The organism is Arthrobacter sp. P1_B9 (assembly GCF_056406495.1).
This window is the reverse complement of sequence record NZ_JBFUAA010000002.1, coordinates 390106-413638: the sequence shown is the minus strand read 5'-3', so window position 1 is coordinate 413638 and position 23533 is coordinate 390106. Positions and strand designations below refer to the sequence as shown.

Here is a 23533-nt window from a genome sequence, read left to right as displayed (position 1 = left end):
CGGCGCCGTGCCCCGCCGCCGCCGGATGTCAGCGAAGCGGCCGGTCAACTGGGCTGTCGGGCTACTGGGCCCGCGTGAACTCCTCGGCTGCCCGGATTTGCTCGTCGGTCGGCCGGATGCCGGTGTACAGCACGAACTGCTCGAGCGCCTGGATCGTGGCGACCTCGGCTCCGGTGATCACGGTCTTGCCGGCCGCGCGGCCGGCCTTGATCAGCGGTGTCTCGGCCGGGAGCGCGACGACGTCGAACACCACTTTGGCGGCATCGATGGCCTCCTGCGGGAAGGGCAGCGAGGCGGCGTCCGGGCCGCCGGCCATCCCGATGGGGGTGACGTTGATGAGCATGTCCGCCGTGCCGGTACCGGAGTCCGCAGAGCCCAGGTCCGCGCGCCAGGCGAAGCCGTACTGTTCGGCCAGGGCGCGGCCGGAGCCCTCGTTGCGGGCCACGACGGTCACGTCCTTGAACCCGGCATCCCGGAGCGCGGCCACGGTGGCCTTGGCCATGCCGCCGGAGCCCAGGACCAGCACCGAGTAGTCCGTGGGGACTGCATTGCTCTGCAAGAGCTGCTCGATTGCGGTGTAGTCGGTGTTGTACGCCGTGAGCCGGCCGCCGTCGTTGACGATGGTGTTGACCGAGTCGATGGCCTTCGCCGACGGGTCCATGACGTCAACGAGGGCGATCACGTCCTCCTTGTAAGGCATGGACACCGCGCAGCCGCGGATGCCGAGGCCGCGCACCCCGGCGATCGCCTGGGCGAGGTCGGTTGGGGCAAAGGCCTTGTAGATCCAGTTCAGGCCCAGCTGTTCGTACAGGTGGTTGTGGAAGCGCGTCCCATTGTTGCTGGGCCGGGCCGAGAGCGAGATACACAGGGTCATGTCTTTGTTCAGAATGGGCACAGCTCCATTAAACGCCAGGATCGCTCCGGCCACCCGCAGCCCAACGCGCAACCGCGCGCGCCGTCGCTGACCAGCGACGTTGTGAATACACTCACGCAGCAGCGGCAACTTTGACACCGTCCCGGGGCCGCCCCTGCACTAGACTTGGACCACCCGTAGCCCTGCCGGCCCCCGGCCGGCGCACTGGTGTGTGGGAAATTGCACGTGACACCGCCGGTGCCATGTGCAGAGGCATGTCCGAGGATGTTCGCCAGCGCATTTCCCCACCAGGACCACGGCCAGCGACAGCAGAACAGTGAAGGGACCACATGAAGATCGAGTTCGCTTCATCCAGGCAGTCGACTCTTGGCGTGGAATGGGAGCTGGCGCTCGTCGACGCCGAGACCGGTGAGCTGGCCTCCGTGGCGAACCAGGTGCTGCGCGGCGTCGCTGCCCGGCATCCCGAACTCAATGAGGACGACGAGCACCCGCACATCAAGCAGGAGCTGCTGCTGAACACCGTGGAGCTCGTCACCGGCATTTGCACCACCGTCGCGGAGGCCAAGGCGGACCTGAGCAGCTCGCTCGCGGCTGTCCGGGACGTGACCGATCCGATGGGCGTGGAGATCTTTTGCGCCGGGAGCCACCCCTTCAGCCCGCCCCAGCTGCAGCCCGTCACGGACAAGGAACGCTACGCCAAGCTCATTGACCGGACCCAGTGGTGGGGCCGGCAGATGGTCATTTACGGCGTCCATGTGCACGTCGGACTGGACAGCCGGGACAAGGTCCTTCCGGTGCTGGACGGCCTGGTCAATTACTTCCCGCACTTCCAGGCGCTCTCCGCGTCCAGCCCGTTTTGGGGCGGCGAGGACACCGGATACGCCTCGCACCGCGCCCTCATGTTCCAGCAGCTGCCCACCGCCGGGCTGCCGTTCCAGTTCGCCAGCTGGGAGGACTACGAGTCCTACGTACAGGACATGTTCACCACCGGCGTGATTGACACGCTCTCCGAGATCCGGTGGGACATCCGCCCCGTTCCGGCGCTTGGCACCATCGAGATGCGCATTTGCGACGGCCTGGCGACCCTCGAGGACGTTGGGGCGATCGCGGCGCTGACGCAGTGCCTTGTCGACGAGTTTTCCACCACGCTGGAAAACGGCGGCACCATTCCCACGATGCCCCCATGGCATGTGCAGGAAAACAAGTGGCGCGCGGCCCGGTATGGCCTGGACGCGATCATCATCCTCGACGCCGACGGCAACGAGCAGCTCGTAACAGAGCACCTGCGCGAGACGCTCAAGCGGCTTGAGCCTGTGGCGGCGAAGCTGGGCTGCAGCGCCGAACTGGCCGACGTCGAGAAGATCATCGAGCGCGGCGCCGGCTACCAGCGGCAGCGCCGGGTCGCCGCCGAGCACGGCGGGGACCTGCGCGCCGTCGTCCTGGACCTGGTCAAGCAGATGCGCCAGGGCCCGGACGCCTAGCTCCGGCGCCCAACAGCCGCCACGCAGGCGGACGAAGCCTCAGGCTGTGGCCTCAGGCGGAGACTGTCGTGACCGGCATTGAGGAATCCGGCGCGAAGCCGATCCCGCTCGGTTTCACGCCGGCCATCACCAGTTGCGCCCCGAGCGCGGCCACCATGGCGCCGTTGTCCGTGCACAGCGGCAGCGGCGGCACCGTCAGCCGGATGCCGGCCGCACTGCAGCGTTGTTCGGTGAGCTGGCGCAGCCGCGAGTTGGCGGCGACCCCGCCACCCAGGAGGACCTCCGTGACGCCGTTTTCGCGGCAGGCGAGCACTGCCTTGGCGGTAATGACATCCACCACGGCTTCCTGGAAGGCCGCGGCGATGTCCGCCACGGGCACCTCCTCGCCGCGGGCCTCGAACTGCTCCACGCAGCGGGCGACGGCAGTCTTGAGCCCGCTGAAGGACCAGTCGTAGCGGTGCGGCCCGGGTTCCTCGGCGGTCCCCATGTACTTGGGCTGGGTGAGCCCGCGCGGGAACCGGATGGCTTTGGCGTTGCCCGTGCGCGCGAGCTTGTCGATGGCCGGACCGCCCGGGTAGCCCAGGCCCAGGAGCCGCGCCACCTTGTCATACGCTTCGCCGGCGGCGTCATCGATCGTGGAGCCCAGCAGCTCGACGTCGTCCGTGATGCTCCGGATCCGCAGGATCTCGGTGTGGCCGCCGGAGACCAGGAGCGCGCCCATATTCTCCGGCAGGGCGTGCGGCGTTGTTTGCGGCGACGGTGCGCCGGCGCCCTGCTGCAGGAGCCCGACGCCGACATGCGCCACCAGGTGGTTGATGGCGTAGAGCGGTTTGCCGGTAGCGACGGCGAGCGCCTTGGCCGCGCACACCCCCACCATGAGGGCACCTGCCAGGCCCGGCCCGGAGGTGACGGCGATCGCGTCGATGTCCGCGAGCGTCACTCCCGCCTCCGCGAGGGCCTCCTCGAGGGTGGGGACGAACGCGTCGAGGTGGGCGCGGGAGGCGATCTCGGGGATCACGCCGCCGAAGCGGACGTGTTCGTCCATGGAGGACGAGACGGTGTTCGTCAGCAAGGTGGTTCCCCGGACGATGCCGACGCCGGTTTCGTCGCAGGAGGACTCGATGCCGAGCACGAGCGGCTGGGTGCGGTTCATGGTCGGCCTGCTTCCGTTGGCTGGGGGCTGAGCGGTTCGCGGGGCAGCTGGAGCCGCATGATCAGGGCGTCGACGCCGTCCCGGTAGTAGCGGGGCCGGACGTGGATCTGTTCGAAGCCGAAGCGCAGGTAGAGCTGCTGGGCCCGGGGGTTGTCCGCCCTGACCTCGAGCAGCACGTCCTGGGCGTGCCGGCGCCGGCTTTCCGCGATCAACTCGGTGAGCAGGGCAGAGCCGATGCCCTTGCCTTCCTGCTCGGGCACCACGGCGATCGTCTGGACGTCCGAGATCGGTTCGATGCACATGAGCCCGGCATAGCCCACGATCCCGCCGTGGATCTCCGCCACGAGGTAGCGGCGGGTATCCACCTGCGCCAGCTCGTCGTGGAACATCTGCAGCGGCCAGGCATCCACGGGAAAGAGCCGGAGTTCCAGGGCGTGGATGGCGGGGATGTCCGCGGCGTCCATGTCCCGCAGGGTGACTCCGCCGGGCAGCCGGACGGCTCGCTCCGCGCTCACAGGGCACGCTTTCGGGGTCCGGGCACCTGGGCGTCGGATTCGCGCAGGTACAGGGGGGTGGAGTCCAGGAGCTGTTCCCCGGCGGAGAGCCGGGCGAGTGCGAACTGGCCGAGCGAGAGGGCCTCCGGCTGGCGGGTGCTGAATTCCGCGACCGCCTTGACGGCCTCGGAGTAGATTCCTGCCCCTGCACCGTACACGGGCAGATCCGGCAGGTCCGCGGCGAATCCCACGTGCGGGCCGTCCTCCAGATGCGGCAGCTGGGCATCGGAGAGGGTGTACCGGGCCCAGTACACTTCCTTGCGGCGCGCATCGGTGGCGACAATGAACTCCGCGGCCGAGTCGGTGGATTCGGCTACTTCCAGGGCGATCGCGTCCAGGCTCATGACGCCGTACAGCGGCTTGCCCCAGACAAAGGCAAGGGTGCGGGCCGTGACGATCCCGGAGCGCAGTCCCGTGAACGGGCCGGGGCCGACGCCGGTGACGATAGCGTCGACGTCGTGGCCGCTGACGCCGGCCTCAGCCAGGAGCCCGTCGATCCCCGGGGCCAGGACCTCCGCGTGGGTGCGCGTGTCCTCGGTGGCGAAGCTGGCGAGCACGGATTCCGGCGCATCATCGGAGACCAGGGCGGCGCTGGCGACAGCTGAGGTGTCGATGGCGAGGATCAGCATCAGGGATTCCGTTCCGGGGTCTGGGGCGTGGTCCCGGGCAGGGGCTCGGCACCGGGCAGCGTCGGCGCTTCAGCCCAGCGCGGACCGAAGCCGCGGATCACGACGGTCCGCGGCTCGTCGTCGTCGTCCGTGTCGAAATCCAGAACGGGACTGGCGCCGGTTTCGGCGGGGGCTTCGGGGGTTTCGGCGGAAGCGGCGGCGCCTCCGCGGGTGCGGTGGAGTTCCACCTCCAGCCGGCTGTCGCTGAGGTGCTCAACCCGGCCGCGGCCCCACTCGACCACGGTCACGGCGCTGTCCATGGTGTTTTCAAGATCGATGTCGTCGATTTCAGCGGCCGACTCCAGCCGGTAGGCGTCCACATGCACCAGGTCCGGTCCGCCCGGCCGGGGTCCTCCGGGCAGGTTGGGGTGGATGCGCACCAGGACAAAGGTCGGCGAGATAATGCCGGCCCGCACTCCCAGGCCCTCCCCCAGCCCCTGCGTGAACGTGGTCTTGCCGGCACCCAGTTCGCCGGTCAGGACCAGCAGATCGCCGGTTTCCAGCACGGCGCCGAGGGCCGCGGCGAGCGCATGCGTCTGCGCCGCCGTGTGGACCTCAAGGCTCCGTTCCCACGCGGGCGCGCTCACGGCCGCTCTTCGCCGGTGGAGGGCTCTTCGTTCAGGTAGCGGCGCGGCACGCGGGGGCTGATCCTGGTGACGATCTCGTAGTTGTTGGTACCGGCGGCCTTGGCCCAGTCATCTGCCGTGGGTCCGCCGTCGGCGCCGTCGCCAAACAGCACTGCCTCGGCGCCGAGGATGCTCGGGCCTCCGGCCGCCACGTGGCGGGGTCCGAGGTCGATCACCATCTGGTCCATCGCAATGCGACCCACTACCGGATAGTTCACGCCCTCGACCCGGACGGGGCCGCCGGTGGCGATGCGCGGCACGCCGTCGGCGTAGCCCAGCGGGATGAGCCCGAGGGTGCTGACGCCGTCCGTGCGGTAGTTCAGCCCGTAGGAAACGCCCTGCCCGGCGGGCACGTCCTTGCAGTGCGAGACCACCGTGCGGACCGTCATGGCCGGGCGCAGCCCGAGTTCGGCCGGGCTTTGCCCTTCGAAGGGTGACAGCCCGTACAGGCCCAGCCCCACGCGGACCAGGTCAAAGTGGGTGTCCGGCCGGGAGAGGGTGGCCGGGGTGTTGGCGAGGTGTCGGACCTCGGGGTCCACGCCGGCGTCCTGGGCGACGGCGAGGACCTGGCGGAACGCGGCGAGCTGCTCGTCGGTTTCGGGCCGTTCGGGTTCGTCGGCGACGGCCAGGTGGGAGAAGATCCCCACGACCCGGAGCAGGCCCTGGTCCTGGTGTTCCATGGCTTCGCCGACCAGGCTGTCCCAGGCGTCGAGGGTTGCGCCGTTGCGGCCGAGCCCGGTGTCGACCTTCAGGTGGACGCGGGCGGGCCGTTCCTGCTCGCGGGCTGCGGCCACGATCCGGTCCAGTTCCCAGCCCGAGCAGCCGATGTCGATTCCTGCGGCCACTGCGGCGGCGAAGTTACTGTCCGGGGTGTGCAGCCAGGCCAGCAGCGGCGCCTCGATCCCGGCGGCGCGCAGGGCGAGGGCCTCGGAGATGTGGGCGACGCCAAGCCAGCTGGCCCCCGCGCCGAGGGCCGCGCGGGCCACCTGGACGGCGCCGTGCCCGTAGGCGTCGGCCTTGACCACGGCCATGACCTGCGCGGGTGAGGCCACCGCTGCGATGCGGCGGACGTTGTGCCGGATGGCGTCGAGATCGATTACGGCTGAGCGCTCCTCAGCGTGGGCCGGCACTGCCGCCGAACCGGGCAGGAGATCGCCTGTTGCTGCTTGGTAAGTCACCTAACGATTCTAGGCGCGGCGCTGCGGGCCGAATAATCGGCCGGGCCCGGCCACCGCTGGACATGCCCATTCCTCCCCGCGGGACATGCCCAATCTTCACACCAAAGGCCGCGCAGAACGGGTCCATGCCCCCGCCCCGGCCCCAGCGGAGGACATGCCCACTGGTGGCACAAATCCGGCCGCCCCCCCACCCCGGGACATGCCCAATCTTCACGCCCAAGGCCGCGCAGAACGGGTCCATGCCCACGAATCCGGCCGCAACGGAGGACATGCCCATTGGTGCCAGCCACGAAAGCCCAGCCGCGCCCGCCCGTCTACGCGTCGGACTGGTGGGCGATGGTCGCCGTCGCGCGCCGCTGCGCCTCGGGCGGGACGTCGTGCACGATCTCTTCCAGGAAGCGGTAGCGGCGAAGCCATTGGCTGCTTTGCCGTTCCTTCCGTGCGTTGGCCCGCTGCCACCAGTCGGCAATGTCGCCCCAGCCGGGCGCGGCCAGCGAGCCGCCCACCTCCTGGACGGCCAAGGCGGCGCACAGATTGGCGAAGCGGAGACGGTCTCCCAGCGGCCAGCCGGCCAGGGAGCCGACAATGAAGGCCGCACCGAAGCAGTCACCGGCGCCGGTGGGATCGTAGGCCCGGACCGGCAGGGACGGGACCCACTCCTCCTCCCCCGTTTCCGAATCCACGGCCATGGATCCCTGGGCGCCGAGGGTGACCACCGCCACCGGAACCCGGTCCGCAAGCGAGTACAGGGCGGACCAGGGGTCGTCGCAGCCCGTGAAGTTCATGGCCTCGTGCTGGTTCGGCATGAAAGCGTGGAAATACTTCAGATGGTCCAGCCGGGTCGAGGACCACGCGCCGGTGGGGTCCCAGCCGACATCGCCGAACAGCTGGACCCCGTTCTTGTGCGCGTCGACAGCCCACGGTTCGAGTTCCTCCCCCAGCTCCGCAACGGCTGCGAGCGCCGGCGGCGGGCATCCAACCAGCTCGGTGGAGGTCACCGGCGCCGGGTGCCCGTGCGTCACCATGGACCGGTCCTTCTCCACGCTCAGGGACACCGTGACGGGCGAATGCCAGCCCGGAACACGCCGGGACAGGGACAGGTCCACGTGTTCCTGGGCGGCCAGAATCTTCCAGTTGTAGTCACCGTAGCCGTCATCGCCGAACACGGCGGCAAGACCGGTCCGCAGTCCCAGCCGGGAGGCGGCGATGGCCTGATTGGCAACGCCCCCGGGGCAGCTGCCCATCCCGTCGCTCCAGATTTCCGTGCCGGGCTGCGGCGCGTGGGGCAGCCCGGTGAAGATGATGTCCTGGAACACGGTCCCGGTCAGGAGCAAGTCGAATCCGTCCGCGGCCGGGCTGCGGACGGCAGAGAGCGGATCAAATCGCCGCGCCGGGGTCGCGTCCATATACGGCACATTACGCCGTACCGCCGTCGAGGGATACCAGGGGAATGCGGGGCCCAAACCGGCGGCGAACAGGGCGGGGAATAGACTGTCCGCATGCGGCTCACGATCGCCGGCGGGGGCGGCTTCCGCGTCCCCCTGGTCTACCGGGCGCTCTCTGCCGGGCCTTTCGCGGGGCTGGTGCGGGAGCTGGTGCTCTACGACGTCGACCCCACCAGGCTGGCGGCCATCGAGGCGGTCCTGGCCTCCCTGGCCCAGCAGGGCCCGCCGGGTTCCGGCCCGCCGGGTTCCGGCCCGCAGGGTTCCGGCCCGCAGATCCGTGCCGTGTCCTCGCTCCCCGAGGCCTTGGACGGCGCCGACATGGTCTTCGCCGCCATCCGGCCCGGCGGCACCGCCGGCCGGACCGCCGACGAGCGGATCGCCCTGGACCTCGGACTCCTGGGCCAGGAAACCACCGGCGCCGGCGGGATCTCCTACGCGCTGCGCTCCATTCCGCCGATGCTGCGGCTCGCGGAGGAAATGCGGAGCCGCTGCCCCGGGGCGTGGCTGCTCAACTTCACCAACCCCGCCGGCATGGTCACGGAGGCCCTGGTCCCCGTGCTCGGTCCCAGGGTGATCGGGATTTGCGACTCCGCCAGCGGCCTGGTGCACCGTGCGGCGCGTGCCGCCGGCGTCGCGCTGCCCGAGGGCACGCTCGACGGCGTGGGCTACTACGGACTGAACCACCTCGGCTGGCTGTACCGGCTGGAGGCCGGGGGCCGGGACGCCCTCCCGGCACTGCTCGCGAACCCTGCGGCGCTGTCGGAATTCGAGGAAGGCCGGCTGTTCCCGCCCGGGTTGCTGGCCAGCCTTGGCTGCCTGCCGAATGAATATCTATTTTACTACTACGACACCGTTCGGGCGGTGGCCGGCATGCGCGCCGCAGGTCAGACCCGGGGGGAATCGATCGCCCGGCAGCAGACCGAACTCTATCCCCGCCTGGCTGCCGCCGGAGCCGAGGCTTTTGCGCTGTGGGAGGATGCCCGCAGATCCCGCGAGGAGGGCTACCTCGCGGAGGCCCGCACCTCGGGCGAACGCCGCGACGAGACCGACCTCGCCGGCGGCGGCTACGAGCGGGTGGCGCTGGCGGCCATGCGCGCCCTCTCCGGCGGCGGCCCGGCGGACCTGATCCTCAACACGCGCAACGCCGTCACCACGCCCGGGTCCGCCGGCCCGGAAGCGGCGCCCGCCGGCCCGGAAGCGGGCGGCGCCGGGTCCGGAGCGCAGGTGGTGCCGGCTGTCCCGGGGCTGCCGGCCGACGCCGTCGTCGAAGTTCCGTGCCGGGTGACGCCCGACGGCGCCGAGCCAGTCCCGCAGGACGGCCCGGGACCGGCGCAACTGGAGCTGCTGCGGCGCGTCAAGGACGTCGAACGGCTCGTGGTGGAGGCGGCGACGACCGGCCGGCGGGAGGCGGCCCTCGCCGCGTTCGCCAGGCATCCGCTCGTGGACTCGGATGACCTCGCCGGAAAACTGCTGGCCGGCTATGAAGCAGCCTTCCCGGAACTAGGCCGTCTCTGGCACGGCGGGCCGTAGCTGCCCGCGGGCCTTAACGGCCCGCCAACATCAGCGTCCCGGCGTCCCGCGGCACCGGGCCGGCAACCCTACAGCTTTCGGTACATCACGTGCAGGCCCACGTAGCCCAGTTCAGGGTGGTTGAATGCCTCGGGAATGGTCGCGAGCACCTCGAAGCCCATGGATTTCCACGCTGCCACGGCCCGGACATTGCTTTCCACCACGGCGTTGAACTGCATGGCCCGGAAACCGGCGTCGCGCGCGGCGTCGAGCGAATAGGCGCAGAGGGCCCGGGCCAGTCCGCGGCCGGCCTGGCCCGGGTGGACCATGTAACCCGCGTTGGCCACATGGCTGCCGCCGCCGCCCTGGTTGGGGTGCAGCTCGCCGGTGCCAAGAACCGCGCCGATGTCGGAGGCAACCGCGACGAACGTCCGGCCCGGCGCCTGCTTGAACCAGCGTGCGCGGGCCTCGTCCTCGGCGGTGTCCCGGTCCCAGGTGAAGGTCTCCCCGGCCCGGACGACGGGTTCCAGGATCGCCCAGATGCCCGGCCAGTCCTCCGGGCGGGCCTCCCGGATGGTCCAGCCGGCTGCAGGTTCTTGTCCTGTCGTTGTGTTCACAGCGGCCACGTTAGCAGCACGCCCCGGTCTGCGAACCGAACGGGCCCGTGAACCGGGCGGCACTTCAGGAGTAATGTTTTATCGACATGCATTGGGCAGAAAGAAATGGGCAGAGGAAAGGGGAACCGTGTCGCTGATCCGCCGCGTCGCTTTCCTTTCCCTGCACACCTCGCCCATGGAACAGCCCGGCTCCGGTGACGCCGGCGGCATGAACGTGTACGTCCGGGCGCTGGCCGCCGCCCTCGCCGAAACCGGCGTGGAAGTGGAGATCTTCACCCGGTCCACCTCGGCCACGCAGCCCGCCGTCGAACACCCGTCCCCGGGCGTGTGCGTGCACAACGTCCTCGCCGGCCCGCCCCGTAAGCTGCCCAAGGAGGAGCTCCCGGGGCTGCTGCACAGCATGGTCGCCGAGATCAACCGGATCCGGCAGCTCCAGCCGCACGGCCGGTATGACGTCATCCATTCCCACTACTGGGTCTCAGGGGTGGCCGGGCTGGAGCTCGCGGAGCTGTGGCGGCTGCCCCTCGTCCACACCATGCACACGATGGCGAAGGTCAAGAACCAGCTCCTCGAGTCCGGCGAACAGCCCGAGCCGCGGCGGCGTGAGGACGGCGAGCACCGGATTGTCGACGGCGCCACCCGGCTGATCGCCAATACCGGCACCGAAGCGGCCGAGCTGGTCTCGCACTACAACGCCGACATCGACCACATCGACGTCGCGCCGCCCGGCGTGGACCTGGCCGTCTTCACGCCGGCCTTCAGGAACCGGGCCAGGGCCCAGCACGGCATCGCCCCTGGCAAGTTCCATCTGCTGTTCGCGGGCCGGATCCAGCGGCTCAAGGGCCCGCAGATCCTGATCAAGGCGGCGGCGCTCCTGCGCTCCCGGCGCCCGGACATCGACCTGCAGCTGACCATCCTGGGGGCCGTCAGCGGCGCCAAGGACTTCAACCTCAAGACGCTGATCAGCGCCGCCGGAATGGACGACGTCGCCACCCACCACCCGCCGGTGAACGCCCCGGAGCTGGCCGGCTGGTACCGGTCCGCCGACGTGGTGGTGATGCCCTCCTACAGCGAGTCCTTCGGCCTGGTGGCGCTGGAGGCGCAGGCCTGCGGGACGCCGGTCCTCGCCACGAAAGTCGGCGGCCTCTCCCGCGCCGTCCAGGACGGACGGACCGGGATGCTGATCGAGGGCCACAAGGCCAGCGACTGGGCGGACGCCCTCGAGTCGCTCTTCGACGACACCCAAACCCGCACCGACATGGGGCGCGCCGCCGCGATCCATGCCCAGGAGTTCGGCTGGCAACGCACCGCCGCGATTACGCTGGAGAGCTACCACACCGCCGTAAGCCAGTATTTTGGAAGCCTGACCATCCCGGTGGGCCACACACCCTGAACCGGTTCCACCACCTCCGCCCGCTCCAACCCCGCCCGGCAACACCGGACCGGGACAAACCCGCCGACGCCACGAGCCGAAGGACAACGATGTCTGAGACCACCACTGCCGGGAACAACGTCCCCAGCGACCTGGAAATTGCCCAGCGGGCAGTCATGAAGCCGATCGGGGAGATTGCGGCGGCCGCCGGCATCGCCCCGGACGCGCTGGAATTCTACGGACCCTACAAGGCCAAGATCGACCCGGCGAAGCTGACCGTTCCGGCGGGCGCCCCCGTGCGCGCGCCCGGCAAGGTGGTGCTGGTCTCCGCGATGTCGCCCACCCCCGCCGGCGAAGGCAAGTCCACCACGACGGTGGGGCTCGCGGATTCCCTGGCCCGGGCCGGGCACAGCGTGATGATCGCGCTGCGCGAGCCCTCGCTCGGCCCCATCCTGGGCATGAAGGGCGGCGCGACCGGCGGCGGCTACTCCCAGGTGCTGCCGATGGACCAGATCAACCTGCACTTCACGGGCGATTTCCACGCCATCACTTCGGCGAACAACGCCCTCATGGCCCTCGTGGACAACCACATCTTCCAGGGCAACGAACTCAACATCGATCCGCGCCGGATGACGTTCAAGCGCGTCCTGGACATGAACGACCGATCCCTCCGGGAGGTCGTGATCGGCCTCGGCGGGCCCGCCCAGGGCACGCCGCGGCAGGACGGCTTCGACATCACCGTGGCCTCGGAGATCATGGCCGTGTTCTGCCTCGCCACGGACCTGAACGATCTGCGCGACCGGCTCGGCCGGATCACGTTCGGCTACACCTACGACCGCCGGCCCGTCACCGTTGCCGACCTCGGCGTCCAGGGCGCCCTGACCATGCTGCTCAAGGACGCGATCAAACCCAACCTCGTGCAGACCATCGCCGGTACCCCGGCGCTGGTGCACGGCGGGCCCTTCGCCAACATCGCCCACGGCTGCAACTCCCTCATCGCCACGCAGACGGCCCGCCGCCTTGCGGACATCGTCATCACCGAGGCGGGGTTCGGCGCGGACCTCGGCGCCGAAAAGTACATGGACATCAAGGCGCGGATGGCCGACGTCGCCCCGTCCGCCGTCGTCCTCGTGGCCACCGTCCGGGCGCTCAAGATGCACGGCGGCGTGCCGAAAGACCTGCTCAAGGAGCCCAACGTGGAGGCGCTGGCCGCCGGCGTCGCCAATCTGCGGCGCCATATCCGCAACGTCGAGAAGTTCGGCATCACCCCGGTCGTGGCGGTCAACAAATTCGCCACGGACACCGCCGAGGAGCTGGACTGGCTGCTTCAGTGGTGCGCCGCGGAGGGTGTCCAGGCCGCGGTGGCCGATGTCTGGGGCCGCGGCGGTGGCGGCGACGGCGGCGACGAGCTCGCGGCGAAGGTGGCGGCCGCGATCGACGCCCCGCACGGCTTCCGGCACCTGTATCCGCTGGAGATGTCCGTGGAGGACAAGATCCGGACCATCGTGCAGGAGATCTACGGCGCCGACGGCGTGGATTTCTCCGTGCCCGCGCTCAAACGGCTGGCCGAGATCGAGAAGAACGGCTGGTCCGGGATGCCGGTGTGCATGGCGAAGACCCAGTACTCCTTCACCGACGACGCCACCCGCCTCGGCGCGCCCAAGGGCTTCACCATCCACGTCCGGGATCTCATCCCCAAGACCGGTGCGGGCTTCATCGTTGCCCTCACCGGCGCCGTGATGACCATGCCGGGCCTGCCCAAGGTGCCGGCAGCGATGCGGATGGACGTCGACGACGCCGGCAACCCGGTCGGCCTCTTCTAACCCGCCTGACGCTCCCTCCCCTCCTGCATCCCCCCAACCAACGATCCCTCAGGTCCGGCAACTCCCCAACCGACGCTCCCTCAGGTCCGGCGCGGCGCTTGCGCCTGCCGCCGCGGGCCGATCCGGGACATCTGTGGATAACTCCTGCGCGGCTCTCCAAATAGGTTCAAAATGCCAGCATGGAAAAGCCTACGAAGCTTCCCGGTCCACTCAGCGCAGCACCCTTTACCATCGCGGATGCAAGGTCCTTGGGAGTGCCGAGAACCAGGCTCAGGCACTCCGACGTAATTCACATCAGCCGGGGTCTCTACCGGCCCACGGATTGGGACTTCGAGCTGGAGGCGGCGGCTCGTGCGTTGGCCGCAGCGTCGCCCGGCGCCTGGATCTCCCACGTCACCGCTGCCAGGCTCCGATGCCAGATATTGCCTCCTTGGCTCTCGGACTCGGAGGAGCTACACCTGAGCAAGCCGCGGGCGCTCCCGGAGGTCCGGCGCAAAGGCATTCTCGGACACACGGTTCTTGCGTTGGAGGGCGAGGTCGAGACAGTGGACGGGATCCGGATCAGCACGCGCTCCCGGACGTGGCTCGACCTCGCCCTGCGGTTGAGCCTGCCGGAGTTGGTCTGCCTGGGTGATGAGCTGGTGCGGATTCCCCGACTGGGGTTGGAAGGGCGCAGTGATCCCTTTGCGACCATCGATGAGCTGCGTTGGATGGTGGGCCGTCACCCGAACCTGCAGGGAATCGTCCGCGCCCGTGCCGCACTGGACTTGATGCGCGTGGGCTCGGATTCAGCGCCGGAGACGTTGCTGCGGCTGGCGATGTGCGACGCCGGGCTCCCGGAACCGGAACTGCAGCTCCCGCTGCGACCGGACAGTCCTGCCGCGCCGACGGCGGACCTTGGGTATCGCCGTCGGCGGCTGGCGGTTCAGTACGACGGCGGGCACCACCTGCTCCCCGCACAGATCTTCAGCGACCGCCGCCGTGACAAGGCCTTCGAGGCAGCCGGATGGACAGTGCTCGTCCTGACAAAAGATGACCTCGCGGATGGCTTCTCCGGCGCCGTCACCAAGATGAAGCGAATCCTCCGCACCTCATACCTCAGCCCGCCGGCCGCAGCTGGCTTTTCCAGCGCAATCTGAGGCAGCGAGCCGCCGATGTCTGCAAGACGTGAGGGAGGATCGGGTCGGTATCGGCCAAAGGTGAGGGAGCATCCCGGACCCAATCCGAAAACGACGACGCTCCCCCACCATTGGTGAGGGAGCGTCGGGTTGGAACACGCCAAACGTGAGGGAGCGTCCAGAGGCAGGGCGGCAGCGGGGGCGGTTAGCGCTCCAGGTCGCCGCGGATGAAGGCCTCGACCTTTTCACGGGCGAGGTCGTCGTTGAACTGCTCCGGCGGGGACTTCATGAAGTAGCTCGACGCCGAGACCAGCGGGCCGCCGATGCCGCGGTCCAGGCCGATCTTGGCGGCACGGATGGCGTCGATGATCACGCCGGCGGAGTTGGGCGAGTCCCAGACTTCGAGCTTGTATTCCAGCGACACCGGGGCGTCGCCGAAGTTGCGGCCCTCAAGGCGGACGAAGGCCCACTTGCGGTCATCGAGCCACTGGACGTAGTCGGACGGGCCGATGTGGACGTCCTTGGCGGCGAGCTCGGCCTCGACGTTGGAGGTAACGGCCTGGGTCTTGGAGATCTTCTTGGACTCCAGGCGGTCGCGCTCGAGCATGTTCTTGAAGTCCATGTTGCCGCCGACGTTCAGCTGGTACGTGCGGTCCAGGGTGACGCCGCGGTCCTCGAACAGCTTGGCCATGACGCGGTGCGTGATGGTGGCACCGATCTGGCTCTTGATGTCATCGCCCACGATCGGCACGCCCGCGGCGGTGAACTTGTCCGCCCACTCCTTGGTGCCGGCCAGGAAGACCGGCAGGGCGTTGACGAACGCCACGCCGGCATCGATCGCGCACTGGGCGTAGAACTCGGCGGCCTGCTGGGAGCCGACCGGCAGGTAGCAGACCATGACGTCAACCTGGGCGTCCTTGAGAGCCTGGACGACGTCGACCGGCTCCTCCGGGGACTGCTCGATGGTCTCGAGGTAGTACTTGCCCAGGCCGTCCAGGGTGTGGCCGCGCTGGACCGTGACGCCGGTCGGCGGGACGTCGGCGATCTTGATGGTGTTGTTTTCGCTGGCCAGGATGGCGTCGGACAGGTCCTGCCCCACCTTCTTGCCGTCGACGTCGAACGCGGCAACGAACTGGACGTCGCCGACGTGGTACTGGCCGAACTCCACGTGCATCAGGCCCGGGATCGTGGCCTTGGGGTCGGCATCTTTGTAGTACTGGACGCCCTGGACCAGCGAAGCGGCGCAGTTACCTACGCCGACGATTGCAACACGAATCGGATGTGAAGACACGGAACTCCTTTTGAGAAACAAGGGTGACCGGCGCGGCCGCACTCTGAGGTACTGCATCAGTTGTGCGGGCGGCAGGCGGACACGACGCCGTAAGGCGCCCTTAGTAGTCTAGTCAACGCCGCCGGGGCCGCGGTTGTTCCCCGGCGGCCCCGGCACTTGTGTTAACTGCGGATGCCTACGACTTCTGGGCCCACAGGTTGATATCTGATTCGACGGCGAACTCATCGATCGCGTCGATCTCATCGGCCGTGAAATCCAGGTTGTTGATCGCAGACAAGGTGTCCTCAAGCTGCCGGACGCTGGACGCGCCCACCAGTGCGGACGTGACCGACGAGCCCTTGCCCTGATCGCGCAGGATCCAGGCGATGGCCAGCTGCGCGAGCGTCTGCCCGCGGCCCTCGGCGATCCGGTTGAGCCCGCGCACGCGGTCCAGCTTCTCCTCGGTGATCATGGATTCGCCCAGGGACTTGTGCTGGGCGGCCCGGGAGTCGGCCGGAATGCCCTTCAGGTAGCGGTCGGTGAGCATGCCCTGGGCCAGCGGCGAGAACGCGATGGATCCGGCGCCCACCTGCTCCAGCGCCTCGAAGAGGTTGGGGCTGCCGTTCTCGGTCCAGCGGTTGAGCATGGAGTAGCTGGGCTGGTGGATCAGCAGCGGGGTGCCGAGTTCCTTGAGGATCCCCGCGGCCTCGATGGTCTGTTCCGGGGTGTAGGACGAAATGCCTGCGTAGAGCGCCTTGCCGGAGCGCACGGCCTGGTCCAGGGCGCCCATGGTTTCTTCCATCGGCGTTTCGGGGTCCGGGCGGTGGCTGTAGAAGATGTCCACATAGTCCAGGCCCATCCGGCCCAGCGACTGGTCCAGGCTGGCCAGCAGGTACTTGCGGGAGCCAAAGTTGCCGTACGGGCCCGGCCACATGTCGTAGCCGGCCTTGCTGGAGATGATCAGCTCGTCGCGGTACGGCTTGAAGTCGTCCTTGAAGTGGCGGCCGAAGTTGGTCTCGGCACTGCCATAGGGCGGGCCGTAGTTGTTGGCGAGGTCAAAGTGGGTGACGCCCAGGTCGAAGGCCCGGCGCAGGATGGCGCGCTGGATCTCGAACGGCTTGTCGTCGCCGAAGTTGTGCCACAGGCCCAGTGAGATGGCCGGGAGTTTCAGGCCGCTGCGCCCCACGCGGCGGTAGGGCATGGAGTCGTAGCGGGTATCAGCTGCCAAATATGTCATACGTCATATCCTGCCTTAGTGGGTGAGTACCGCGGCGCTGTGGCCGGGTAGATGCAGTGGTGTGGCCGGCGCCGCGCCGCCAGGAGCGGGTTCAGCATCGGAAGCCGGGTCCAGCCGGACGCCGTCGTCGGTTGCCAGGGCCAGGGCCGCCCCGCGGACCGGGACCCGCCGCGCCTCGGCGGAAAAGTTCATCGCCACCTCGGTGCGGCCGCGGCGCAGCAGCAGCCAGCCCTCGTCCTCGCTGACGTCGACGGCGGTGTCCTCGAAACCGGGTTCCGTCAGGTCCGGCGTGGTGCGGCGCAGCGCGATGAGCGCCCGGTACAGCTCCAGGAGGCGGGCGTGGTCCCCTCCCGAGGCCTCGGCCCAGTCCAGCTTGGACCGGGTGAAGGTCTCCGGATCCTGCGGGTCGGGGACGACGGCGGGGTCCCAGCCCATGCGCTCGAACTCCCTGATCCGGCCCTCGGCCGTCGCCTTGCCCAGCTCCGGTTCCGGGTGGGAGGTGAAGAACTGCCACGGGGTGGTGGCCCCGTATTCCTCGCCCATGAACAGCATGGGCGTGAACGGCGAAGTCAGGGTGGCGACGGCGGCGAGCGCGAGCGGCCCGTAGCCCAGGGTCTGGGACAGCCTGTCCCCGGTGGCACGGTTGCCGATCTGGTCGTGGTTCTGGCTGCACACCACCAGCGCGGCGGGGTGGACCTGGGCCGGGTCGATGGGCCGGCCGTGGTGGCGGGCGCGGAAGCTGGAGTAGCTGCCGTCGTGGAAGAACCCGCGCTCCAGGACCTTGGCCAGCGCCCCGATCGAGTCGAAGTCGGCGTAGTAGCCGGTGGTTTCGCCGCTGACGTTGACGTGGACGGCGTGGTGGAAGTCATCGCTCCACTGCCCGGCCAGCCCGTACCCGTTGGTGTCCCGCGGGTAGAGCAGGCGCGGGTTGTTCAGGTCCGATTCCGCGATCATCGTGGCCGGGCGTCCGGTCTCGGCGGCTATTTCGTCGGCGAGGGCGCCGAAGTCCTCCAGCAGGTGCACGGCGCGCTCGTCCTTGAAGGCGTGCACGGCGTCCAGGCGCAGGCCGTCCACGTGGTAATCGCGCAGCCACATAGCGGCGTTGTCCAGGATGTAGCGGCGCACCTCGTCCGACTCCGGGCCGTCCAGGTTAACCGAGTCGCCCCAGGTGTTGCCCTCCCCCGATTTCAGGTAGGGCCCGAACCGGGGAAGATAGTTGCCGCTGGGGCCGAGGTGGTTGTAGACGACGTCCTGGATGACGCCCAGGCCGGCGGCGTGGGCGGCGTCCACGAAGCGCTGGTACGCGGCGGGTCCGCCGTAGCCTTCGTGCACGGCGTACCAGAGGACACCGTCGTAGCCCCAGTTGTGGGTGCCGTTGAACCCGTTGACCGGCAGCAGCTCGACGAAGTCGATGCCCAGCTCCGCCAGGTACGCCAGCTTCCCTGCCGCGGCGTCCAGTGTTCCCTCCGGCGTGAAGGTGCCCACATGGAGTTCGTAGATGACGGCGCCCTTGAGCTCCCGCCCCGCCCACTGGCCGTCAGCCCACTGGTATTCTCCGGCGTCGAACGTGCGGGAGAGCGCGTGCACGCCCGCGGGCTGGCGGCGGGACCGCGGGTCCGGCAGCGGGGTGGGATCCCCGTCCACCAGGTAGCCGTAGTCCACGTCCCCGGCGGCGGGCGCCCCGGCGGCGGTCCACCAGCCGGGTGCCTCCGCGCCGCGGCGGGTCATGTCGTACTTCCGGCCGTCAGCGAGGAGCGTGACGTCCTGCGCTTCCGGTGCCCAGAGATCGAAGCGGTCGCTTCCGTGTGCAGGCGAGGTCATGGCATTCTTCCGTTCCCCATGTCGGTACTTTTCCCCATATCGAAGGACTGCTTAGGCGGTGGGCACCAGGAGGGCCACGGGGTAGTCCCTCAGGATCTCCCCCACCGCCACGGTGCCCGGACCGTGTGTGGCACCGGTCAGTTCATCGGCCATAGCCGCGGCGAGCTCGACGGTCGTGTCCTGCCAGCCGCCGCGCTGCTCCAGGCCGCGGGGCAGCCGGGTGGCGAGCGTCAGCGCGCCCGGGGCTGCGGGAGTCCCGCGGTCAAAGGCGAGCAGGTGCGCAGCGGCGTCGCCCGTGGCGGTGACCGGGGCGTACCCGGTGAACAGCTCCGGACGGTCCCGGCGCAGCCGCAGGGCCCGCGAGGTGACGAGGAGTTTCGCTGCCTCGTCCAGGAACGACGCCGGACGCTCACCGGCGTCGAGCGCGGCGAGGGCGCGCCGGCGGGCACCGAAGTCGAACGGCCGCCGGTTGTCCGGATCAGTCAGCGAGCGGTCCCAGAATTCGGTGCCCTGGTACACGTCCGGCACCCCGGGCATGGTGAGCTGCACGAGCTTGGCGCCCAGGGAATTGGCGGCCCCGTAGGGCTCCAGCAGGGCCACGAGGGACTCCAGTTCGGCGGTCACCTCCGGGGTGTCGAAGGCGGCGTCGACGGCGGCTGCAAGTTTCGCTTCAAAGGCCTCGTCCGGATCGATCCAGTTGGTCGAGTTCCCGGCCTCCCGGGCGGCTTTTTGCGCGTAGGACTGCAGCCGGTCCCGGTCTGCGGGCCAGACGCCTGCTAGGGCCTGCCACAGCAGGTTGGCCAGCGGGCCGTCCGGCAGCGGCGCCAGCTTCTGCAGCCGCTGCAGGGATGCCTGCCATTCCGGTGCGAGCTCGGCCAGCACCGAGATCCGGGCCCGGGTGTCCTCGCTGCGCTTGGTGTCGTGGGTGCTGAGGGTGGTCATGGACAACGGCTGCTCGGCCTGGCGCCGGGCCATCCGGGTGTGGAATTCTTCCGGTGCCACGGCGAACTCGGTGGGGTCGGCGCCGACTTCGGTCAGGGTGCCCAGCCGGGTGTAGCGGAAGAACGCGGTGTCTTCCACGCCCTTGGCCATGACCATCCCGGAGGTCTGCTGGAAGCGCATGCCCAGTTCTGCGGAGGGGGCTGCCTGCGCGTCGAGCAGCAGCGGCAGCAGCACGCCGACGGCGCCTTCCAGTTCGGGGCGGCGGCGGACCGCGAGTTCGCATGCCTCCTTCAGGACGTCAGCACCCTCCGGAAGATAGCTGCGGTAGACCGGGAACGCGGCGATGATCTCGGACAGTGCGTCCGCCGCGGCTTCCTGGCCCAGTCCTGCCGCGGCAGGGACCAGCCGTGCCAGCCGGAGCATCTCCGAGTGCAGGATTCCGTCCGTGATCCGGCGTTTGGTGCCGCGGATCATGTCCTCGTAGTCGGCAGCGCCGCCGCGCAGTTCGGCGTCGAGCGCGTCAAGCGGGCCCTGGCCCGCGGCGTCGACGAACACCCGGTCCACGTCAGCGAGGGCGTCGTAGCCGGTGGTGCCCTCGCACTCGAAGCCGGCCGGCAGGGCCTCGCCCGGTTCCAGGATCTTCTCGATCAGCAGGTAGCTGCCGCCCGTGGCCTCCCGCAGCCGGTGCAGGTATCCCTCCGGATCGGCGAGGCCGTCCGGGTGGTCGATCCGCAGCCCGTCGACGAGCCCCTCCCGGAACCAGCGCACAACCTCCGCGTGGGCTTCATCGAAGACCTCGGGGATCTCCACCCGGATCCCGGCCAGGCTGTTGACGGCAAAGAACCGGCGGTAGTTCAGGTCCGTGTCGGCCCGGCGCCAGCCGATCAGTTCGTAGTGCTGACGGTCGTGGACCTCGCGGGGATCGTCTGCAGTGGAGTCACCTGCGGTATACGTGCCCTCTGCAAGCGGAAAGCGGTGGTCGTAGTAGCGCAGTTCCCCGTCCTTGATTTCCAGCGCGTCGACGTCGGAGTCGTCCCCCAGCACCGGGATCCGCACCCGGCCGCCGCCGAAGTCCCAGTCGACGTCGAACGCCTGCGCGTAGCGGGACTGCTGCCCCTCCTTCAGGAGCGACCACCACCACGGGTTCTGGGCCGGGGTCGCGACGCCGACGTGGTTGGGCACGATATCGACCAGCACCCCCATGCCGGCCTCCCGCGCGGCGGCCGACGCCGCCAGCAGGCCGTCCGCGCCGCCCCGGTCCGGATCAATGGCGGAGGGATCGGTGACGTCGTAGCCGTGGTCCGAGCCGCGCTCCGCCGTGAGGATCGGCGAGAGGTAGATCCAGTCCACGCCCAGCGACTTCAGGTACGGCACGGTCTGCGCGGCGTCCTGCAGCGTAAACCCGGGCCGGATCTGCAGCCGGTACGTCGAGACGGGGGTTCTCATTTAGCCCGGCCCTTCGGGGTCTTCGGCTTGTCGGCCCCCGCCTTTTTCGAGCCGGAGGCTTTAGCCGAGCCCTTGGAGGCGCCGGTTGCCGGGGCCTCCGGAGCCGGGTCCGCCGGAGCCGGCGCCTCCGGTGCCGGGTCCGCCGGAGCTTCCGGTGCCTGGACCGCAGAACCTGCATCCGCCGAATCCTCGTGCTCGGCCATCGCGGCGAGGGAGGCTGCCGCGGAGTAGTCCACCTCCACCTCGGGGCCGGAGTGGGCCCGGAGCACCACCATCGACTTTGCCGCCAGCTTCAGCACGGACCCGGCTTTCAGCGGGGCCTCAGTGTCCGCCTGGTCTGCGGTGTCCACCAGCACGTCCCAGAACCGTGAGTACTCCTCGGCCGGCAGGGCGAAGTCCACGTCGCCGTCGTGGGCGTTGAAGCCGAGCAGGAAACTGTCGTCGGTGATCCGGCGTCCGCGGGAGTCCTGTTCCTGGATGCCGTGGCCGTTGTAGAACACGCCGATGGTCCGGCCGAAGCCGCTGCCCCAGTCCTCCGGGAGCATTCCGGTGCCGTCGGTCTTCAGCCAGACGATGTCCGGCAGTTTCTCGCCCTCACCGCGGACCACCGGGCGGCCGTCGAAGAAGCGGCTGCGGCGGAACGTCGGGTGGTCGTGCCGGATCTTGTTGACGACGGCGGTGAACTCCACCAGCGGCTGGTCCATCGCGTCCCAGTGGATCCAGCTCAGCTCGGAGTCCTGGCAGTAGGTGTTGTTGTTGCCCTGCTGGGTGCGGCCGAGCTCGTCGCCGTGCAGGAGCATCGGGACGCCCTGCGAGAGCAGCAAGGTGGCGATGAAGTTGCGCTGCTGGCGGGCACGGAGGGTCAGGACCTGGTCGTTGTCCGTGTCCCCTTCCTCGCCGCAGTTCCAGGAGCGGTTGTGGGATTCGCCGTCGTTGTTGCCTTCGCCGTTGGCGTCGTTGTGCTTCTCGTTGTAGGACACGAGGTCGCGCATGGTAAAGCCGTCGTGCGCCGTGACGAAGTTGATCGAGGCCACCGGGCGCCGGGCGGAGCTTTCGTAGAGGTCCGCGGAACCGGTCAGGCGGGAGGCGAATTCGCCCAGGGTCGAGGGCTCGCCGCGCCAGAAGTCGCGGACCGTGTCGCGGTATTTGCCGTTCCACTCGGTCCACTGGGGCGGGAAGTTGCCCACCTGGTAGCCGCCCGGGCCGATGTCCCACGGCTCGGCGATCAGCTTGACCTGGGAGACGATCGGGTCCTGCTGGATGAGTTCGAAGAAGGTGGACAGCTTGTCCACGTCGTAGAACTCGCGGGCCAGGGTGGAGGCGAGGTCGAAGCGGAAGCCGTCGACGTGCATTTCCGTCACCCAGTAGCGCAGGGAGTCCATCAGCAGCTGAAGGGAGTGCGGGTGCCGGACATTGAGGGAGTTACCGGTGCCGGTGTAGTCCATGTAGTGCTTCAGGTCATCGTCCACCAGCCGGTAGTAGGCCTGGTTGTCGATGCCCTTGAAGGACAGCGTGGGGCCGAGGTGGTTGCCTTCAGCGGTGTGGTTGTACACCACGTCCAGGATCACTTCGATGCCGGCCTTGTGCAGCTCGCGGACCATGGCCTTGAATTCCTGCACCTGGTGCCCGACGTCGCCGGAGGAGCTGTAGGTGTTTTGCGGGGCGAAGAAGCCGATGGTGTTGTAGCCCCAGTAGTTGTTGAGGCCCTTCTCCTCGAGCGTGCCGTCGTTGACGAACTGGTGGACGGGCATGAGCTCGATCGCGGTGACGCCGAGCTTCTTCAGGTGCTCAATCACGGCCGGGTGGGACACGCCGGCATAGGTGCCGCGCTGCTCTTCGGGAATTTCCGGGTGGAGCTCGGTCAGGCCCTTGACGTGCGCCTCGTAGATGACCGACTGGTGGTAGGGGATCCGCAGCTGGCGGTCGCCGTCCCACTCGAAGAACGGGTTGATGACGACGCCGTGCATGGTGTGCGGGGCCGAGTCGCTGTCATTGCGCGAGTCGGGGTCGCCGAATTCGTAGGTGAAGAGCGCCGGGTCCCAGTCGATCTGGCCCTGGACGGCCTTGGCGTAGGGGTCCATCAGCAGCTTGTTCGGGTTGAAGCGGTTGCCGTGTTCGGGTTCGTACGGGCCGTGGACCCGGTAGCCGTACTTCTGTCCGGGCTGGACCTGCGGCAGGTAGCAGTGCCACACGTAGCCGTCCACTTCGGTCAGTTCGATCCGGGTTTCGGTGAGGTCGTCAGCGAGGAGGCACAGTTCCACCAGCTCGGCACGCTCGCTGAACAGGGCAAAGTTGGTGCCAGTGCCGTCAAAAGTGGCTCCCAGCGGGTAAGCCGATCCGGGCCAGACTTCCATGTGTACTCCTCGTGCGGAACGAATATTCTCTAGACAGACTACTTG

General features: G+C 69.0%; 18 protein-coding genes. 5 read left to right on the top strand and 13 right to left on the bottom strand.

What is annotated here, in order from left to right; translation table 11 throughout:
• Positions 1–61: 61 nt before the first annotated feature.
• Positions 62–895: a shikimate 5-dehydrogenase gene (locus AC1D1A_RS04490; RefSeq protein WP_476947218.1), complete on the bottom strand. Its 834-nt coding sequence runs from the start codon at positions 893–895 to the stop codon at positions 62–64.
• Positions 896–1203: 308 nt separating this feature from the next.
• Here AC1D1A_RS04490 and AC1D1A_RS04485 point away from each other — a divergent pair, with 308 nt between their 5' ends.
• Positions 1204–2355 carry a glutamate--cysteine ligase gene (locus AC1D1A_RS04485; RefSeq protein ID WP_476873023.1) on the top strand — a complete coding sequence of 384 codons (1152 nt, stop codon included), beginning with the start codon at positions 1204–1206 and terminating at the stop codon, positions 2353–2355.
• A gap of 52 nt (positions 2356–2407) precedes the next feature.
• Here the strand turns inward: AC1D1A_RS04485 and tsaD are convergent, their stop codons facing one another.
• The 6 genes from tsaD to AC1D1A_RS04455 all read right to left on the bottom strand — a co-directional run bounded on the left by tsaD (position 2408) and on the right by AC1D1A_RS04455 (position 7940).
• Complete coding sequence (gene tsaD, locus AC1D1A_RS04480) at positions 2408–3508, bottom strand: tRNA (adenosine(37)-N6)-threonylcarbamoyltransferase complex transferase subunit TsaD (RefSeq protein WP_476947217.1); 1101 nt, start codon at positions 3506–3508, stop codon at positions 2408–2410.
• Positions 3505–3972 carry a ribosomal protein S18-alanine N-acetyltransferase gene (gene rimI / locus AC1D1A_RS04475; protein ID WP_476855785.1) on the bottom strand — a complete coding sequence of 156 codons (468 nt, stop codon included), beginning with the start codon at positions 3970–3972 and terminating at the stop codon, positions 3505–3507. Before rimI ends, tsaD begins: the two co-directional genes overlap by 4 nt.
• Before the next feature lie 47 nt (positions 3973–4019).
• Positions 4020–4691 (bottom strand): tRNA (adenosine(37)-N6)-threonylcarbamoyltransferase complex dimerization subunit type 1 TsaB, encoded by a 672-nt coding sequence (tsaB, locus tag AC1D1A_RS04470; protein ID WP_476887059.1) that lies wholly within the window; start codon positions 4689–4691, stop codon positions 4020–4022.
• Positions 4691–5317, bottom strand: a complete 627-nt coding sequence (tsaE, locus tag AC1D1A_RS04465; protein WP_476947216.1) for a tRNA (adenosine(37)-N6)-threonylcarbamoyltransferase complex ATPase subunit type 1 TsaE — start codon at positions 5315–5317, stop codon at positions 4691–4693. The genes tsaB and tsaE overlap by 1 nt, the downstream gene beginning before the upstream one ends.
• Positions 5314–6534, bottom strand: a complete 1221-nt coding sequence (gene alr / locus AC1D1A_RS04460; RefSeq protein WP_028275756.1) for an alanine racemase — start codon at positions 6532–6534, stop codon at positions 5314–5316. Before alr ends, tsaE begins: the two co-directional genes overlap by 4 nt.
• A 314-nt stretch (positions 6535–6848) precedes the next feature.
• Complete coding sequence (locus tag AC1D1A_RS04455; RefSeq protein ID WP_476850291.1) at positions 6849–7940, bottom strand: carbohydrate kinase family protein; 1092 nt, start codon at positions 7938–7940, stop codon at positions 6849–6851.
• Between the two features lie 93 nt (positions 7941–8033).
• Here AC1D1A_RS04455 and AC1D1A_RS04450 point away from each other — a divergent pair, with 93 nt between their 5' ends.
• The gene (locus tag AC1D1A_RS04450; RefSeq protein WP_476947215.1) at positions 8034–9509 is read left to right on the top strand and encodes a family 4 glycosyl hydrolase; all 1476 of its coding nucleotides are present in this window, start codon (positions 8034–8036) and stop codon (positions 9507–9509) included.
• Between the two features lie 68 nt (positions 9510–9577).
• Here the strand turns inward: AC1D1A_RS04450 and AC1D1A_RS04445 are convergent, their stop codons facing one another.
• Positions 9578–10105 carry an N-acetyltransferase family protein gene (locus tag AC1D1A_RS04445; protein WP_476931088.1) on the bottom strand — a complete coding sequence of 176 codons (528 nt, stop codon included), beginning with the start codon at positions 10103–10105 and terminating at the stop codon, positions 9578–9580.
• 127 nt (positions 10106–10232) lie between these two features.
• On the opposite strand from AC1D1A_RS04445, the gene mshA reads away from it, so the two are divergent.
• The 3 genes from mshA (at position 10233) to AC1D1A_RS04430 (ending at position 14439) form a co-directional block, all read left to right on the top strand.
• Complete coding sequence (gene mshA / locus AC1D1A_RS04440) at positions 10233–11498, top strand: D-inositol-3-phosphate glycosyltransferase (RefSeq protein ID WP_243181048.1); 1266 nt, start codon at positions 10233–10235, stop codon at positions 11496–11498.
• Positions 11499–11587: 89 nt separating this feature from the next.
• Positions 11588–13300, top strand: coding sequence for a formate--tetrahydrofolate ligase (locus AC1D1A_RS04435; RefSeq protein ID WP_476855719.1), 1713 nt, complete (start codon positions 11588–11590; stop codon positions 13298–13300).
• A 179-nt stretch (positions 13301–13479) separates the two neighbouring features.
• Positions 13480–14439: a hypothetical protein gene (locus AC1D1A_RS04430; RefSeq protein WP_476850286.1), complete on the top strand. Its 960-nt coding sequence runs from the start codon at positions 13480–13482 to the stop codon at positions 14437–14439.
• 184 nt (positions 14440–14623) lie between these two features.
• On the opposite strand, the gene AC1D1A_RS04425 is transcribed toward AC1D1A_RS04430, so the two are convergent.
• From AC1D1A_RS04425 to glgX, 5 genes are all read right to left on the bottom strand, one after another.
• Entirely contained in the window at positions 14624–15709 is a 1086-nt protein-coding gene (locus AC1D1A_RS04425; RefSeq protein ID WP_018773719.1) for an inositol-3-phosphate synthase, read from the bottom strand.
• Positions 15710–15884: 175 nt separating this feature from the next.
• Complete coding sequence (gene mgrA, locus AC1D1A_RS04420; RefSeq protein ID WP_476850284.1) at positions 15885–16925, bottom strand: L-glyceraldehyde 3-phosphate reductase; 1041 nt, start codon at positions 16923–16925, stop codon at positions 15885–15887.
• A 15-nt stretch (positions 16926–16940) separates the two neighbouring features.
• On the bottom strand, positions 16941–18746 hold the full coding sequence (gene treZ, locus AC1D1A_RS04415) for a malto-oligosyltrehalose trehalohydrolase (protein WP_476947214.1): 1806 nt from the start codon (positions 18744–18746) through the stop codon (positions 16941–16943).
• Positions 18747–18797: 51 nt separating this feature from the next.
• A complete protein-coding gene (gene treY / locus AC1D1A_RS04410) occupies positions 18798–21134 on the bottom strand; it encodes a malto-oligosyltrehalose synthase (RefSeq protein ID WP_476947213.1) in 2337 nt (778 codons plus the stop codon).
• The gene (gene glgX, locus AC1D1A_RS04405; protein WP_476947212.1) at positions 21131–23488 is read right to left on the bottom strand and encodes a glycogen debranching protein GlgX; all 2358 of its coding nucleotides are present in this window, start codon (positions 23486–23488) and stop codon (positions 21131–21133) included. The genes treY and glgX overlap by 4 nt, the downstream gene beginning before the upstream one ends.
• Between the last annotated feature and the right edge of the window lie 45 nt (positions 23489–23533).